Here is a 15,167-nt window from a genome sequence, read left to right as displayed (position 1 = left end):
CTGTGGACAACCCGCGGCAAGGTGGAGGGAGCCGGAGCACACGACGGGGAAACCGGCGCGGACCCGTTGACCGCAACCCACTCGACGCCCCGGACGAGACGTGGCTGGGGGACTACCGGAAGGGCGGTGGACCGGCGGACAGGTGGATGTGGTCCACGTGGTCCAGGGTCGGGTTGTTGTACACCGTGTTCGCCGGACGCTTGACCTCCATCCAGGGCCCGGGACTATCCCTGCTGGGGCTCCAGATGTGGTAGTTGTAAATGATTCCCTTGATGTTGAGGTCCTCGGCGTTCGCGATGAGGAAGTCGATCACCTCGATGGCGGTCGCGTCCATCTCCGGGGTCGGCGTCGCGCCCAGGTCGGCCATCATGTAGTCCACCGCCTCGCCGTAGCCGTGGTCGCTGTTGTCCTCGTCCCGGTATCCGCCCGCGCTCAGGTAGAAGCCGGGGAACTCCTGGTTGAGCGCCTCGTGCGCCGCGCACATCTGTGGGTGGAGCCCGCCGAGGGAACCGCAGTCGGTGATCGCCCCGCCGCCGAACACGGAGTTCGGGTCGAACTTGAACTGACCCTCCCGGTCGATGAGGTGCACGTCGAAGTAGGACGAGGCCTGCTCCTCGTCGGTGACGGCGTCGCCGCCGCACACCAGTCCGTCGTCGTCGCGGCCGCAGTCCGCGGAGAGGTCGATGATCGCGACGGCGGCCGCTGTGCCCTCGAAGGACGTGGCGTCGTCCTCCTCGCCGTCACACACGACGTCGTTCCAGGCACGGGACCCGTCCTCCGTCAGCTCCTTCTGACAGAGCGCGCCGCGCACCTCCACCCGGACGATGTTGCCGAAGCGGCCCATGGCGTTGTCACTGGCCCGGATGTCCGTGAGCACGCCGCCGTTGTTGCGGGCGTACGTCTCGGCGCGCGACTCGGCGATCTCCTCGTCATACCGGGGCATGGGGTGGACTCCGTCAGCGAGCTGGCGGGCCGCGTGATCCCGGAGCCCCGCCACAGCCGCCAGTGCCGCCGCGTCCGCGGCCGTCTGCGCCTGTGAACGCATGTCGTTGGCCGCGCCCACCCGCACGAACAGCACGGTGAGCGCGAGCAGGCTCAGGGTCAGACCGAACAGGAGCAGGACGTTGGCCTGACCGTCGTCGCGGCGACCCTGGAGTTGGCGTTTGCGTACCGGGGCGGAAGTGGGCCTTCGCATGGTGGTCCGGGGGGTCGGCCCCCGCGGAGGGCGGGGGAGGCGGGAGCGGGAGGAGCCGGTTGTCTCGGGGGCAGCGGCCCGGGTCGGGGGAATTCGCGTGAAACCCCTGCCCGGCGCAGCTTAACCCGCGCGGGCACAACAGCGAAAGGCAGAGCCGCGGACCCTGTGGACGACTGTCCCGTCACCCCAGGTGACACCCGTGACACGGCGGGAGAAGCCGGTCGCAGTCACGCGACCGGCTCCTCCCCGGGTACCGGCGGCCCGCTCCGCGGCGCCCTACAACAGGGTCGTCCAGTAGCTCCAGAAGGCCTCGGCGACCGCGCCGACGATCACCACGCCCCACACGGTCAGCACCACGGTGTGGTTGCGTGCCAGGACTCCGACAGGGCGCCTCAGCGCGCTCGGTACCGGCACGTGCCCGGATCGCAGGTTGTGCAGCGTGACGTACCAGAAGAGCGGGATCGTCACCACCCAGACCACCATGCAGTAGGGGCACAGCGCTCCGATCCGGTACAGGCTCTGGAAGATCAACCAGTGCACGAACACCACGCCGAACAGGCATCCCGCCTGGAGACCCAGCCAGAACCACCGACGGAACCCGAGGTCGGCTCGCGCCCCCGGTCCTGCCCCCGTCCCCGGGTCGGTCCTGGCGAGCAGGGCCGCCCCCACTGCCGTGACCACCGCGAAGCAGACCACTCCGATGAGCGGGTTCGGGACGCCGAACACCTCTGCCTGCGGGGTCACCATCACCGTCCCGCAGGAGAGCACCGGGTTGAAGCTGCACGCGGGCACGTGGTCGGGGTCGGCCAGGACCCGGATCCTCTCCACCAGCAGGGCGGCGGCAGCGACCACGCCGACCAGCCCGCCCACCACGAGCAGCCACGGCAGGGCCCGACTGACGACGGGCACGTCCGCGCCGGGGCGCGGGTGCGGGGAACCGTCCGCGCCGTCGTGACGCACGGCGGCGGCTATCACTCCAGCTCCGAGTCGATCATGGCGGACAGGACCTCGGGGGTCGGCATGCTCGGAGCGAGACGGCCGTTGACGAAGATGGTCGGGGTGCCCTGTACACCGAGCAGCAGACCGTCGTCGAAGTCCGCCTGGACCCGCGCCTCGGTCTCATCGGACTCCATGGTCTCCACGAACTCGTCCATGTCCAGCCCGAGGTCCTCCGCGAAGCCCACGAACACCTCGCTCTGGTCCTCGCGGGACTCGCCCCACTCACCCTGGGTCTCGAACATCCTCTGGTACATCTCGTCCAGGGCGTCTTGCTGGGCGGCGGCCTCCACCGCGGCAGCGGACGGGCCGGAGTTGAGGTGACCGGGGAGCGGGAAGTAGCGGATCACCACGTTGATCCGGCCTTCGTAGTCCTCCCGGACCTGCTCCATCGCGGGGTACTGGGCGCGGCAGGCCTCGCACTCGAAGTCGAGGAACTCCACCACCGTGACCTGGGCGTCCTCCACCCGGTCAAGGTAGCGGCTGTCGTCCCGAACGAGCACGTCGGCCGGGGCGGTGGGCTGGTCCTCGGGAGAGGACCCCGGGGCGGTCGGTCCGGCGTCGCCCCGCGCCGTCGCGGCCTCGTCGTCCCGGTCGAGGTAGACGAGCAGGCCGATCCCGAGGGCGGCGACGACGAGCAGGCAGAGGGTGATGATCAGGTTCTTGCTCATGTGAGGGTTCCTGGGGTCCGTTGCGAACGTGGGCACGCGTGTGAGCCCCACGAGCACGGGGCGGGGCTCGGGGGTGCTCCTAGACCCGCTGGACGCAGAGGAGGGTGAGCAGGCGGTGGCCGTGCGGCCCGGCGGGGTCCCCGCGCGTGCGGCGCGGGGAGGGCCCGACTCGGAGCGGCACGGGCACACACAGGACCAGCGCCGACCCGAGGGCGAGCATCGGCTGCGCGGTCAACAGGCCACGCTCGTCCGGTGTGGGGCAGGCGTGCGAGAACCCCGGGTCCTCGGCGGAGTCGGAGGCCGCGGACCACTCCGTGGCGACCAGGGGGCCGGTCTCCCCTGCTGAACCGGAGCCCGGATAACACAGCGCGCACAGGAAGCACAGCACGACGACGGCCACCAGGGGCACCACCAGGGTGCCCCACCGCCGTGTCGTGGTGTGCCCGTTCATGAGGGGAACTGTAGCGGTGTGCTCAGGGTTGTCCAGGCCGGGGTGGGCCGACCCGCCCCGGCGCTCCTGTGTCCGTCTCAGTGGATACGGCGGTTGATGGCCTCCACCAGGTGGACGTCGGCGACGGTGACCCTGAGATCCCCCGAACCCAGCGGGGAGACGGTCGCGGACCGCACGTAGGCGCCGTGGCTCCACCGGCGGGCGGTCCGGTCCGGAACCGCCTTCGCGCCCAGCTTGGCCAGCGCGTCCGCCGGGCCCGCCTTCAACCTGAGCTGCCAGGAGGCACGCAGCGCCGACAGCCCCCGGTAGTCGTCGTGTTCGAGCAGCGGGAGGATCCCCACCAGACGCCCCTCCTCCCCGCCGGGCTGGGCGGGTATCACCTCCAGTGGGAACCGCTGCCCGGAGCCGGTGCCCCGCACCACCTCGAGCGCGAAGCTCGTGTCCACGGGCACCGGGGCCCCCAGGACCACCTCGACGTACAGCTGGTCGCCGTGGCGGCCCATCGGCCGCACCCGGACCCGGTCCACCGGCAGTGACGGTGCCAACGGAGCGGTCAGGAGCCCCAGCCGGTCGTTGATCGTGTAGTACGGGCGCACCCTGGTGCCGAGGCCGAGCTCGGGCCGCACCTTCTGGGGCGCGTACTCGATGATCTTCTTGTACCCGACCACCCCGGACAGGTGACGGCCCACGGTGTACTCGGTGCCGTCCGACAGGACCACGCGCATCTCCCACTTCTCGGAGTCGCCCTCCCTCCCGCGCACCACCAGCTCGGGATCGATCACGGAGGTGAACTCGCCCCCGGCCGCGACAGCCGAGGGGAACTCGCGCCGGGTCTGAGGGGAGGTCCGCAGCCGCACGACCAGTCGGGCGCGCGCGTCGGGGAGGTGCCGACCGAGCACCCGCCCCTGCACGGTGATCAGCCCGTCCGCGACCTCCACATGTGAGATCTCCGCGTGGTGCGCCGAACGCCGCACGTGCAGCACCAGGCGTCCCTTCGCGGACCGCGCGGGAATCACCATGGAGAGCTCCGCAGTCCGCTCGGGCACCAACGGGAAGCCGTGCTGGTGGATCTCCACGTCGCGCACCGGGGTCTCCAGACCGTCGTCCACCCGGAACACCTGCCATGTCCCGGTGACCAGCTCCTTCGGTCGCCCATCCCCGGGCCCCCCGGTGTCGTCTCCCGTTCGGGACGCGTCCACCAGGAACCGGCCGTCGGCCTCGGGCAGCAGCTCGACCCGCCGTCCCTTCTTCGTCAGCACCACGCGGCCCGGGTTCCGACCCGCCACAGCCCCGAACCTCCCTTCGGCCGGGCCGAAGGACAGCACCGTCACCCCGTCGGGACCGACCTCCACCCGGCAGGCGGCGGGCGGCTCCGTGCGGGGCGCGGGCACGGCCGCCACCGGCGAGGACGGCGTTCCCGCCCCGGCGAGGTCGAAGAACAGCTCCTCGTGCAACCGGACCACGTTGACCGGGTCGAAGCGCTCGGATCCGGAGAGCGCCGCCGAGGACATGCGCTGACGCATCTCGTCGTCCCCCATGAGCTGGGCCAGGCCCTCGGCGATCCCGGGGGCGGACTTGTTCGGCACCAGGAGGCCGTCCTCCCGGTCCCGGATGATGGACGCGGGTCCGTGGGGGCAGTTCGTGCTCACCACCGGCAACCCGGAGCGCATCGCCTCCACGATGGTCATCCCGAAGGGCTCCTCGCTGGAGGTCACCGCGGCGAACGCTCCCTGGGCCCACGCCTCCTCGACCCTTGGGTGCGGCCCCATCAGCCACACGCGGTCCTGGAGTCCCAGGGAACCCACCAGTCTGCCGAGCGCTCCGCGTCGGCTGCCCCGCCCGTAGATCCTCAGCGTCCAGTCGGGGAACTCCTCGCTGACCATGGAGAACGCCTGGACCAGCAGGTCGTGCCGCTTGCTGGGGGCCAGCCTGCCCGCGGAGACGATCGTGCGTGTGTCGTGACCGTTCCCGGTGAAGGGCGGCGCGGGCACCGAGTTGGGGATGGACAGCAGCCGCACCCCCGGCAGTGGCATCCGTGCCGCGTAGGTGCGCGCGTCCGCCTCGGTGACGGTCACGAACGCGTCGAGGTTGGGGTACTCGGCCGCCATGACCCGGATCAGTTCCTCGGAGTGCTGCTCGTAGGTGAGGTGTTCCTGGCCGACCTTGATGACGCGGCTGGGCGCGGCCCGTGCGATCACCACGTTGAGTCCGGGCCGGGTCCCCACGATCACGTCGGCGTCGGTGGTGGCCAGGTACTCCTCCAGCCGGTCGTCGGTGAGTCGGCTGTGCGTGTTCCCTCGACCGTCCTCCGGCGGGAAGAGCAGCGGGGGGAGTCCGGCCCGTTCCGACCCCTCGTACAGCGGGCGCCCGTTCACCCCGGTCGAGCGCTCGTCGTGCTGTCGGATGTCGACCAGGGGACGCAGGCTGACCTGAGGGGGAACGGGGAGTACGGGATCGGCGCGGTGCCGGAACACCGAGACGATCTCCACGTCGTGCCGGGCGGACAGAGCCGCCGCCTGGTTGGCGACCGTGCGCACGGTGCCACCGATGCCGTACATGTCGTTGATCAGATAGGCGATCCTCATCGAGCCCCCATGTCCTCGAGACCGCCCGCGCCGTGTGCGTGCGAGGTGGTCCCGGCCCCGTCCCCCCACACCGAGCCGTGTTCCTGGCCGGGGCCCGGTGGGGATTGAGGCATCAGGCTATGGGCGATATGGCACTAAAAGTCCGAATCTGTCCTGAACTGTCCAAAGGTTTGCTGCCAACTGTGGGGGTTTTGCGGCGCGTTCACGCGGTCGTGGCGCGAGCGGACAACAGGACCACTCGCGGTTCCTGGGCGCCGGGGGTGAGGCCCGCTCCCCCGCCCCTCGGCAAGGGGTGCCGGGGTTCGGGGCGGGGGAGCGGTGGGGGGAGACGGCTCGGCCGGTTCTCCGGAAGCCGGGTCGGGGCGAGTGCTCGGAGACCCTCCAGGTCCGAGCACCATCCCCGACCGCCGAATCCGACCCACCCGAACGGGGCCCGCCCCCCGTCCGGGTGCCGTCTCCTGGTCTGTGGTCGTGCCGAGCCGTGTGTCCCAGCGCGTGGGGCGCACGTGCTGGACCGCGGGATCTCCGCCCCCGGTTGGTGAACGCCTGCTTCGACCCAACGTTCGGTGCTTGACCCACCCACAACGTCTCGCCAGGAGCAACGCGACGTTGGTCGTGATGGACACTCTGCCGGATCGACGGTCAAAAATCCCGGCCCGGAGCGGACTTCGCCTGGCCGAATCCGGCCACCGTGGGGAAACACCAGGTCGCGCACGGTGAGATGAGCCCGTGGTCCGAACCATGGTTCGGAGACGGCGACCGCCTAGTAGTACCCGGTGCTCTGCCAGTACCGCCAGGCCGTACACGGGGAGCCGTGGGCCTCCTGGATGTAGCCCAGTCCCCAGTTGATCTGCGCCGACGCGCTGTCACCGAACCCCGAGGGCAACGCGCCGTGCTCCGCGGGGTTGAACCCGACGATCCCACGTGCGCCGGTCGTCGGGTCGACCATCCCGGAGTCCCAGTTGGACATCGCGCTCCAGAGACCGTCCAGACACGTCCACTCCTGGTCGGTCCAGTTGTACGGGTCTGCGGCGGCCGCCTGCATACCGAGGTTCTTGTTGTCGCTCGCGTTGGAGTTTCCCGACCCCCACTCGAACTGCTCCGGTTCGTCCGGACGGTCCTCGTCGACCCACGTCTGGTCACCGCAGCCGGGGCCGTTCACCAGACACACCATCTGCCGGACACCCTCGTTGAAGGTGGAGCTCACGCCGGAGGCGTACACGGTGGCGATGATCAGCGCGGCCAGGATGACCGTCGCCCCCATCTCCACGAACGCGGCACCGCGGTCCTGCCCGGCGTCCCGAGGGGCCCTGGCCCACCGTAGGAGCCTCTCCCGCCACACGGACATCCGAGGAGGGCGGTCGCGCCCGTCCGAACGGTTGGGGGGTCGGTTGGAGGAGGGGCGGCGCGTGTCCCCGAGCTCGGGACGGTGAGGGGTGGTCAACTCCGCCTCCAGAAGAGTCCGGGAGCCGGGACCAGATGTGAAGTCTGTGCCCGGCCTTCGACGAACGGGATCATGATGGTCAGGTCCTGAGCGGTGCGGGGTGCCCGGACTCAGGAGACGGGGATGCTCTCAATGGCGTCGAAACCGGGGATCTCCAGGTCGATCTCGCTCACGTCGAGAGGAACCGAGTACATCGACCAGTAGGCGACCTTCTCGCCCGGTTCGATGGTGGCCTTGAAATCCAGGGAGACATTTCCTGAACAGAGGCAGTCACCTTCGCTGTCCATCAGCGGGTGGTACCTACGGCCCTCGTCAGTGGAGGTGATGGTCACCCCTGAGAAGGAGCTTGGGTCGTCGTACATGTAGGACGTTCCGGAAGGCCAGCTGAAGGTGGCGGGTGCATCCCCGGAGTTCTCGATGCTCCAGGTCACGGAAAGAAGGTTTCCCGAATCGTTTCTTTCGACAGTGTGGGCTTCCGCAGAAAGACCGGAACTGATCGCTTCACTGGAATCCGCGACGCCAAGGGAAACCAGGTTCTCTGTCTGCGGGGCCGGGGAGGCGCGGACGCTCGAAGCCGTGAGCAGGGGAAGCGTCAGCACCAGCGCGGTGATCCCGACTGTCCGGAGATTCCGGTTCATTGGTTCCCCCCTACTTCTCGAACGTGACGCTGACTCGGCGGTTGCGCTCGCGTCCCGCGTCGGTGGTGTTGTCAGCAATCGGATCGGCGGAGCCGTGGCCTTCCACGGCGAACGTGACACCTTGTCGAGTGATCAGATCGCTCAGAGCGGACTCCACGCTTTCTGCGCGTTCCCTGGACAACGGCAGGTTCACGGAGTCGTCTCCGGTGTTGTCGGCGTATCCGTCAACCGAGACCTCCGTGGAACTGGCGTCGTCGATCTCCTGTGCCACCTGCGCCAGGATCTCCTGAGCCTCGTCGCTGAGGTCGGAGCTACCCGTGCCGAAGAGGACATCCGACGAGAGAATGATGCTGACTTCGTCTCCGCTTTCGGTGCGGCCGGTCTGGTCTTCATCGAGGCTGTCGGAGATCAGAGTGAGATCGAGGATTCGTGGTTCTCCGAGGTTGCTCTGTTCGACCGACTCCGAGACATCGGTGATGGGGATGTCGAGGAACGGAGGCGTCAGGGGTGTTGTGACGGTCATGCTTTCCAACTCGCCCTTGTCTCCAGGGAACATCACCCAGAGCGTCTCCGTGGCTCCACTTTCGATGGGGCCGGAAAGGATTTCGCAGAAACAGCTACCGTCGCCCTTGTCATGACTGAGGTAGCGCTGCTGGTTCGCATCGTCCAGAAGGCTGACCTTGCTGCCGGTGCGCCGGTCGAGGTCCTCGGCCAATCCGAACCCGATGTCGAAGCCCTCGGGGGAGTTGTTGGTGATGCTCATTCGCAGGCGGAGGAGGTCGTTGTCCAGTCTTTCCAGGGCGTTGACATCGATCTGGAGATCCGCACCGATATCAGTCGCCGTGGTCGCGGAACTCGCGATCACCTCGGGTTGACCGTTCCCACCATCGGGGGGCGCGGCCGAGTCTCCGCCCGCCTCAGCGGGTTCTTCCCCGGAGCCTCCCGGGGAGTCCTCCGACGCGACGACACAACCCGACGAGACGAGGAGAAGCAGAGCCGTAGCCAGGACCGCCCACGAGGGCGTCCTCGTCTTGGAGGGCTGGCTACTGGGGGGCAAAGTCTTCCCGTTTCTCTCGCCTTAGTTGCATCGTCGTTCGGAGTGACCTTCGCCGAGATCGCAGAGGCTGCCTACGGGGGCGGTCCCGCGAAGATTCCGTCGATGGTGGTGATGACACCCTGCGCGATGCGGTTGCCGATCCCGGCGTTCATGATCACGACGGCCACGAGTGCGACGAAAACCAGGATGGCCCCGTACTCGACGAAACCAGCGCCTCGATCGCTGCTGCGCTCGGCCCTGGGAAGGGCGAGGGAGCTGAGCCTGACCCAGACCTGGTGCGTGAAGTTCACTGGGGGACTCCTTGGGGGACTGGGGCTGCGAGGCCACGGCCGCTGGCGAGTTCGCCTGGTTCGAGGGCCGGACGCCGGCCCGGGGCGTGCCCAAAGCTGCTCTGTCCTGCGCTCTGTGTGGCCCGTGCTGTCTGGAACGTGGTCATCGCGGTCACCTCCTCGCGGGGCTGAACTGATCCGGGTCCGCGCATGGCGGTGCCCTGAACCCGTGCCCCTCCACTATCGGACATCACTCGGTGTCCCACCCCCGAGTCTGGCCGAATGTGGCCACATTGATTCGGGGTTCATCCTAGGCGCTCTGGATTCCCCGTTTCCCTTCCGTCCGAGAAGTCGCAGGTAAGGGTTGATTCTCGGGGGTTCTCTCGCCTTGTTGGAGGGCTCGGATGTCCGCGGGAGTCTTCCACGGGTCATTTGACAGGGAGGGGGTCGCTGTGTTTTCGCGGTCGAGTCCATGATGCTGGAACAAAGCCCCAGGCCAGAGGGTGTGTCCGTGCGATGGTGTTGAATTGTCCAGTTCGCGCACGACGCTCACTCCTCGCCCCCCTTACCCCAGTGACCCTCCACCGCCGCACCCCTGCTCCAGCTGATCCTCCTGGCCGACGCCCCCAACGGCCGACCTGTCAGAAAGGCCCGAATCTTGGACGCCACGGTGCTCATCCCCCTCCTGGGGGCCCTGCTCGGCCTGGCCATCGGTCTGTTTCCCCTCGTCAAGGTGTTCAACGCGAATCGTGTGATCGGCGCGTCGGTCTCGGCGGTCCCCGCCCCGAGCCGACAGCCGAGGCCCGAGGAACTCACCCCCACCGAACTCGCCTACCTCGTGGGCGGTGCCACCCGCGTCGGGGAGGTGGTGCTCCTGGACCTCTTTCTCACGGGACGCATCCGACGCCAGACCAGGGGCGGGTTCTTCACCCTGGTGGGCCCCTCCAACGCCTACGTCACCGAGAAGGACCAGGTACGCAGGGACATCGTCAAGGCGTTCAAGGACCGCACGGGATTGACGGCCCGGGGGATGATCCGTATGGCGACCTTCAGCCGGGGCATCGACCGGGTCCAACAGCGGCTCGCCGAACGGCGTCTGATCGCCCACTCCGGCGAGCTCACCAAGACGCTGGCCGACTTCCACGACGGCGGGTGGATCTCCCAACGGCTCTCCTTCGTGGGGTCGGGGCTGCTCCTGGCCGGGCTGGTGCTGATGACGGCCTACGAACAGAACGGCTGGACGGTCGCCCTGACCGTGCTCGGCGGGATCCTCTCCGTGCTGAACGGCTTCTCCTTCGCCCTGTACCTGGGCCGGGGTGGTCGGAACGTCTCCACCAGGACCCCCTCGGGCCGGGAACTGCTCCTGGAGGCGGAGCGGACCTACTCCGTCGACGACGTCGAGGGACGTTCGATGGTGCGGGAGGAGGCGCTCGGCTACACCGCGGTGATCGGGCTCGGCCGGATGGGCCGTGAGGGGGCGGGGCGCCGGGGGCGGGACGGTTCGGGCGAGGACGCCGTGCGGGTCGTGACGGACTCGGGATCGGCACAGCTGGTCGGAGAGTCCTCGGGCGGGTTCGCGGAGCGGACCCCCGAGCCCCGGGAGGGGTTCGAGCTCGACTGGGGCGACCTGTGCGAGTTCGCCGACCTGTGCTCGGTGGGTGGCGACTCCGGTGGCTCGGCTCCATCGGGTTCCCACGGAGGCTCCTCGGGCGGTGGCGGCCTCTTCGACGGCGGCTCAGGTGACGGTTCGGGGGGTTCCGGTGGAGGTGGCGGTGACGGAGGCGGCGGTGGGGGCGGGGACTGACCTCCGGGGGCCGCGCCCCTACACCCGCGGTGGCCGCTCCGCATCCGTTTCCCAGGAAACGGGTGAACCGGCCGTAGGGGGGAGCGGCGTAAGAGAATGCAGGGGGGAGGTGAGGTGTGGGGGTGCCACGGTGGTGTGCCTGGCGGATCGAAAGATCCAGGAGACGCGAACCCCGTCGCGCGTGGCGGTGCGAACCGCGCCGGCCGGCGCCAGGATCACCTTTCCGGCCATTTGAGGCACGGGGACGTTATCGTCTACCCGAGTGAGTCCTGGGCCGATTTCGGGGCACGAAGCCCCCACACCGAGTCTCGAACGTCCTCCGCCCCCGACCCCGCTCCCCTCACCCGTCCGGCCCTGTTCCCGCCTGGCTGATCCGACACCCGCCCCCCCAGAACCGACCCAGCTCACCCCAGAAGGAGTTCCATGACTCCGGAACCAGCGGAACCAGAGGCGGGGGAGTGGTTTCGCCGCTACTTCGCCCCCGAGGAGCTGGACCGGCTCGAACAGTTCCCGGTCCGTATCCCCACCGGCCACGAGTTCGGCCTGCTCGGCCTGCTCGGCGCCTGGCACACGCACGTCCGAAGACTGCGGGCGGACCTCACCCTCGCGGACGGGGACCCCTCCGCCTGCGGTGTCCACGACCTCGTGACCGCGCTCGTCCTGCGCGACTTCGTGGATCGGGGGATCGCCACCCTGGGCACGGAACTCACCAGGAGCGTGGACTCCGCCCTGGCCGACCTCGACGAGCGCTTCCGTTCCCTCACGGAGGAGGACGGCGTCGGCCTCCTGGCCCTGGCCGAACCGGAGGCCGAGGGCCGGACCGACGAGAAGTGGTGGTGGCGGCGCATCCCGCTGAGCGGCCCCGCGCGCAGGGAACTCGACAGTGCGGCCGCCCGTGAACAGGACGGACGGGTGCCCGGCCCGACACCACCGTCCTCCGTTCACAGGCCGGTCCCCGGAGACAGTGCGGGGCGGGGTCCCTGACGACCCCGCCCCATCCCTGTCACCGGAGGAAGCGGTTCCGGATCCTGCCTGATCCGGTTCCGCACCCTTGACCAGTACCCCCGGTCAGGGTTCCGTGCCGCACTCAGCTCCCGACGGGCGCCGCCGGACCGAACGCGTCGGCCAGCAGTTCGTAGGAGCGGAAGCGGGCCGTCTTGTCGTAGATCATCGAGGAGATCATCAGCTCGTCCACGCCGGTGTCGGCGACGAACTGGTCGATCTTGCTCCGTACGGTCTCCTGGGAGCCCACGAACGAGTAGCGGAGCATCGCACTCGTCTGCTCCTTCTCCCCGGGGCGCCACATCGTGTCCATGGCCGAACTCTGGACCGGAGGCTGGAGCAGGCCGCGCGCGTTGCGCATGATGCCCAGGAAGGCCTGCTGCTGCGAGGTGAACAGGTTCTTCGCCTCGGCGTCAGTGTCGGCGACGACCACGTTGATCCCGGCCATCGCGTACGGCTTCTGGGCCTGCTCCGAGGGCGCGAAGTCCTCCCGGTAGGCGGCGAGCGCGTCGTAGAGCGCGCTCGGCGCGAAGTGCGACGCGAAGGCGTACGGCAGCCCCAGGTGCGCGGCGAGCTGGGCGCCGAACAGACTGGATCCGAGGATCCACAGGGGCACCCGCAGGCCCTCGCCGGGGACGGCGCGCACCGGCTGTCCGGGGCTGGCGGGCTCGAAGAGCGACCGGAGCTCCTGGACGTCCTGGGGGAAGGTCGAGGAGGCGGAGTGGTCACGGCGCATGGCCCGCATGGTGCGCGGGTCGGTTCCCGGGGCACGCCCCAGCCCGAGGTCGATGCGTCCCGGGTAGAGGGACTCCAGGGTGCCGAACTGTTCGGCGATCACCAGTGGGGAGTGGTTCGGGAGCATGACGCCGCCCGAGCCGACCCTGATGGTGGAGGTTCCCTCGGCGATGAAGCCGAGGGAGACCGAGGTGGCCGCGCTGGCGATGGCCCGCATGTTGTGGTGCTCGGACAACCAGAAACGCGTGTAGCCCCAGCGCTCCAGGTTCTGGGCGAGTTCGCGGGCGTCGCGCAGGGCCTCGCCGGGGGTGGAGCCCTCGACGATGCTCGCGTGGTCCAGGACGGACAGGGCGGGCCCCGTTCCCGGTGTCTCGGTCCGTGCTGCCCCAGCTGATTCCGTCATCTCAGTTACCCCCACTGGCCTGAATCATTCGATGATCGTCGAACATCGAACATTGACGGTACACTCGCCGCTGAACGCACACCAAATCCTGACCGCGGATCGGCGAGGCCGCCGGACGGGGTTCGGCGGGGCGGCGACGCCCTCGAACGGACGCGCGGAACGGCTGCGTGACAGAGGAAGTGGAGGTGGGGTCTTGGTTCCCAAGGTGTCGTCCAAGGGGCATGAGCACCCGGCCCTGGCCGAAGTGGATCTGGTCACGGTCCTGTCCGCGTTGGCCGAACCCACCCGGATGCGGATCGTGTGCATGCTCGCCGAGTTCGAGGGTGAGCGGGCCTGGAAGGACATCGAACTGCCGATCGCGCAGTCGACCCTGAGCCACCACCTGAAGATCCTGCGCAACGCCGGGGTGATCCAGAACCGGACCGAGGGCACGCGCTGCTTCGTCTCGCTGCGGGACCAGGAGCTCGACGGGCGGTTCCCCGGGCTGCTGGAGACGGTGCTGAGCTGTCGGGACTCGCGCTAGGCGCGGTTCCGTGGACGCTGTCGCGCGTGCTGGTGGCGCAGGCGTGAGCTTCCGTCCGGGCGATCCCCCCAGGGGCGACGGGGCCGGGGTGGTCCCGCGGCGCGAACACGTCATATCTTCACTCACGCAGGCGCAACGAAGCCGGGTGGCGCTGAGTTCCCGCCCTCGTCGTGTTTCTGGTGCGGGTGTCTGCGTGGTGGGGTCGGGGGTTGGTTCGAGCGCAGCCGTATGCGTGATCCGGGTAAGGGCTCGACGTCGGTCTCATTCGTGGGACGGGGGCGAAGGAGTACGGCCCCGGTCGCGGTCGGCTCCTCAGAGCCGACGCGAACCGGGGCCGCGACCGAGGATGGCCTCCGTTCCTGCCTCTCCCCCCAGATGGCAGGACCGGCGAGTGGCCCCCTTTTTTTCCTTCTTGGTCGGGGCCCGCGAACCCTCTGTTCCCCTTTCCCTCCAGTGGCTTTGTCGCACGGAAGGCAGCAGAGGTGCGGGGCCCCTTGGTGGCGAATGGAACATCCACGTGCTCGGCGAACGTGAATTCCCCCGAATCCCATGCCACTTGAGCGGGCGGGAGTGCCTTTGGCGGAAGTTCCCCCTAGATTACAACTTCCACGAAGTCAATCCCCATCGAACCCGCACATCCCTCGTGTGACGAACGAGAGAAAGCGAGATCCCGCAGATGCACTCTATCGCTTCGCGGAACCATTCTGTCCATGTCCGGGAATCCCGTTCTGTGGTGAACGTGAACCAACCGCCGGGCCCCGGAAACGGGCGAACGCACGGAACGCTGAGTGCATGACGCGGACACCAGGACATGCGCTGGCCTCGGGCTCGAAGCCAGTGCCGACCGGTGACCGACGGTCTGAGTATGCCTGAGACGGAGGGTGCTTCGCAGCCGTTCCGTGGCAATTCCTCAATCTGATTCTCCGATGTGGCTCAGTGCCGCACTCGGGGTGGTCATTGGCGGCGTCCGGATTGGTTGGGGCGGGCGCTCCGTGCCGTCTTTTGTAGGTGGTTTGGTGTCTAAAGTCATCGCTTGGCGGAAACCGGACACCCTCGGAGCGCAGGTTTCGACGGGGAGGGGTCTGCGTCGGACGCCCTGCCGTGGCTCCCAGCGGCGCGTGGCGTGGCGATGTGCTCCTTACCGGGGGCGGTCGGGTGTGTCCTCGAGGCGGCTCCTGGTGGCCACTGGGATGGCCTCATGGGGCTTCTCCGACCCCAAGGGAAACATCGTCGGTTGTCTCGTTCCTTGGGGTAACTGTCCGGTTTCCCCTCGGGGTGGGGCTTCGGAGGGCGTTGACGCGGGTGGCAGTCCCCGGGGGCACAGGGTGCCGGTGTCGAGGACGTCGGGTCCAAGGGGCGTCACCGGGCCTGCGGGGATCGGGCCTTCCGTGGGC

Annotated in this window: 13 protein-coding genes; 3 read left to right on the top strand and 10 right to left on the bottom strand. The window is 68.9% G+C overall.

What is annotated here, in order from left to right:
- Positions 1-112 precede the first annotated feature (112 nt).
- From BDW27_RS02025 to BDW27_RS01985, 9 genes are all read right to left on the bottom strand, one after another.
- Positions 113-1,195 (bottom strand): pilus assembly protein TadG-related protein, encoded by a 1,083-nt coding sequence (locus BDW27_RS02025; RefSeq protein WP_110047981.1) that lies wholly within the window; start codon positions 1,193-1,195, stop codon positions 113-115.
- Between the two features lie 276 nt (positions 1,196-1,471).
- The gene (locus BDW27_RS02020; protein WP_233515605.1) at positions 1,472-2,167 is read right to left on the bottom strand and encodes a vitamin K epoxide reductase family protein; all 696 of its coding nucleotides are present in this window, start codon (positions 2,165-2,167) and stop codon (positions 1,472-1,474) included.
- Positions 2,167-2,862: a thioredoxin domain-containing protein gene (locus BDW27_RS02015; RefSeq protein WP_017543741.1), complete on the bottom strand. Its 696-nt coding sequence runs from the start codon at positions 2,860-2,862 to the stop codon at positions 2,167-2,169. The genes BDW27_RS02020 and BDW27_RS02015 overlap by 1 nt, the downstream gene beginning before the upstream one ends.
- Before the next feature lie 79 nt (positions 2,863-2,941).
- Complete coding sequence (locus BDW27_RS02010) at positions 2,942-3,313, bottom strand: hypothetical protein (protein ID WP_110047979.1); 372 nt, start codon at positions 3,311-3,313, stop codon at positions 2,942-2,944.
- Positions 3,314-3,390: 77 nt separating this feature from the next.
- Positions 3,391-5,898, bottom strand: coding sequence for a glycosyltransferase family 4 protein (locus BDW27_RS02005; protein WP_110047978.1), 2,508 nt, complete (start codon positions 5,896-5,898; stop codon positions 3,391-3,393).
- A 763-nt stretch (positions 5,899-6,661) separates the two neighbouring features.
- Complete coding sequence (locus BDW27_RS02000) at positions 6,662-7,246, bottom strand: hypothetical protein (protein WP_233515594.1); 585 nt, start codon at positions 7,244-7,246, stop codon at positions 6,662-6,664.
- Between the two features lie 206 nt (positions 7,247-7,452).
- Positions 7,453-7,980 carry a hypothetical protein gene (locus tag BDW27_RS27660; RefSeq protein WP_233515593.1) on the bottom strand — a complete coding sequence of 176 codons (528 nt, stop codon included), beginning with the start codon at positions 7,978-7,980 and terminating at the stop codon, positions 7,453-7,455.
- 10 nt (positions 7,981-7,990) lie between these two features.
- Positions 7,991-8,845: an OmpA family protein gene (locus BDW27_RS01990; RefSeq protein WP_233515592.1), complete on the bottom strand. Its 855-nt coding sequence runs from the start codon at positions 8,843-8,845 to the stop codon at positions 7,991-7,993.
- 263 nt (positions 8,846-9,108) lie between these two features.
- Positions 9,109-9,327 carry a hypothetical protein gene (locus BDW27_RS01985; protein ID WP_110047977.1) on the bottom strand — a complete coding sequence of 73 codons (219 nt, stop codon included), beginning with the start codon at positions 9,325-9,327 and terminating at the stop codon, positions 9,109-9,111.
- 637 nt (positions 9,328-9,964) lie between these two features.
- Between BDW27_RS01985 and BDW27_RS27975 the strand changes: the two genes are divergently transcribed.
- Both BDW27_RS27975 and BDW27_RS01975 read left to right on the top strand, forming a co-directional pair.
- Positions 9,965-11,110, top strand: coding sequence for a TIGR04222 domain-containing membrane protein (locus BDW27_RS27975; RefSeq protein ID WP_110047976.1), 1,146 nt, complete (start codon positions 9,965-9,967; stop codon positions 11,108-11,110).
- 423 nt (positions 11,111-11,533) lie between these two features.
- Entirely contained in the window at positions 11,534-12,094 is a 561-nt protein-coding gene (locus tag BDW27_RS01975; RefSeq protein ID WP_110047975.1) for a hypothetical protein, read from the top strand.
- 103 nt (positions 12,095-12,197) lie between these two features.
- On the opposite strand, the gene BDW27_RS01970 is transcribed toward BDW27_RS01975, so the two are convergent.
- On the bottom strand, positions 12,198-13,250 hold the full coding sequence (locus BDW27_RS01970; RefSeq protein WP_110047974.1) for an LLM class flavin-dependent oxidoreductase: 1,053 nt from the start codon (positions 13,248-13,250) through the stop codon (positions 12,198-12,200).
- Between the two features lie 244 nt (positions 13,251-13,494).
- Between BDW27_RS01970 and BDW27_RS01965 the strand changes: the two genes are divergently transcribed.
- Positions 13,495-13,773: a metalloregulator ArsR/SmtB family transcription factor gene (locus tag BDW27_RS01965; RefSeq protein ID WP_017543749.1), complete on the top strand. Its 279-nt coding sequence runs from the start codon at positions 13,495-13,497 to the stop codon at positions 13,771-13,773.
- The last annotated feature ends 1,394 nt before the right edge of the window (positions 13,774-15,167 follow it).

It is taken from the genome of Nocardiopsis sp. L17-MgMaSL7, assembly GCF_003182025.1.
Lineage (GTDB): Bacteria > Actinomycetota > Actinomycetes > Streptosporangiales > Streptosporangiaceae > Nocardiopsis > Nocardiopsis prasina.
The sequence above is the reverse complement of the archived record's forward strand: the minus strand, read 5'-3'. Positions and strand labels throughout refer to the sequence as shown.

Coding starts and splice junctions, on each gene's coding strand:
- BDW27_RS02025 (WP_110047981.1), bottom strand. CDS start 1,195: ATGCGAAGGCCCACTTCCGCCCCGGTACGCAAACGCCAACTCCAGGGT.
- BDW27_RS02015 (WP_017543741.1), bottom strand. CDS start 2,862: ATGAGCAAGAACCTGATCATCACCCTCTGCCTGCTCGTCGTCGCCGCC.
- BDW27_RS02010 (WP_110047979.1), bottom strand. CDS start 3,313: ATGAACGGGCACACCACGACACGGCGGTGGGGCACCCTGGTGGTGCCC.
- BDW27_RS02005 (WP_110047978.1), bottom strand. CDS start 5,898: ATGAGGATCGCCTATCTGATCAACGACATGTACGGCATCGGTGGCACC.
- BDW27_RS02000 (WP_233515594.1), bottom strand. CDS start 7,246: ATGTCCGTGTGGCGGGAGAGGCTCCTACGGTGGGCCAGGGCCCCTCGG.
- BDW27_RS27660 (WP_233515593.1), bottom strand. CDS start 7,980: ATGAACCGGAATCTCCGGACAGTCGGGATCACCGCGCTGGTGCTGACG.
- BDW27_RS01975 (WP_110047975.1), top strand. CDS start 11,534: ATGACTCCGGAACCAGCGGAACCAGAGGCGGGGGAGTGGTTTCGCCGC.
- BDW27_RS01970 (WP_110047974.1), bottom strand. CDS start 13,250: ATGACGGAATCAGCTGGGGCAGCACGGACCGAGACACCGGGAACGGGG.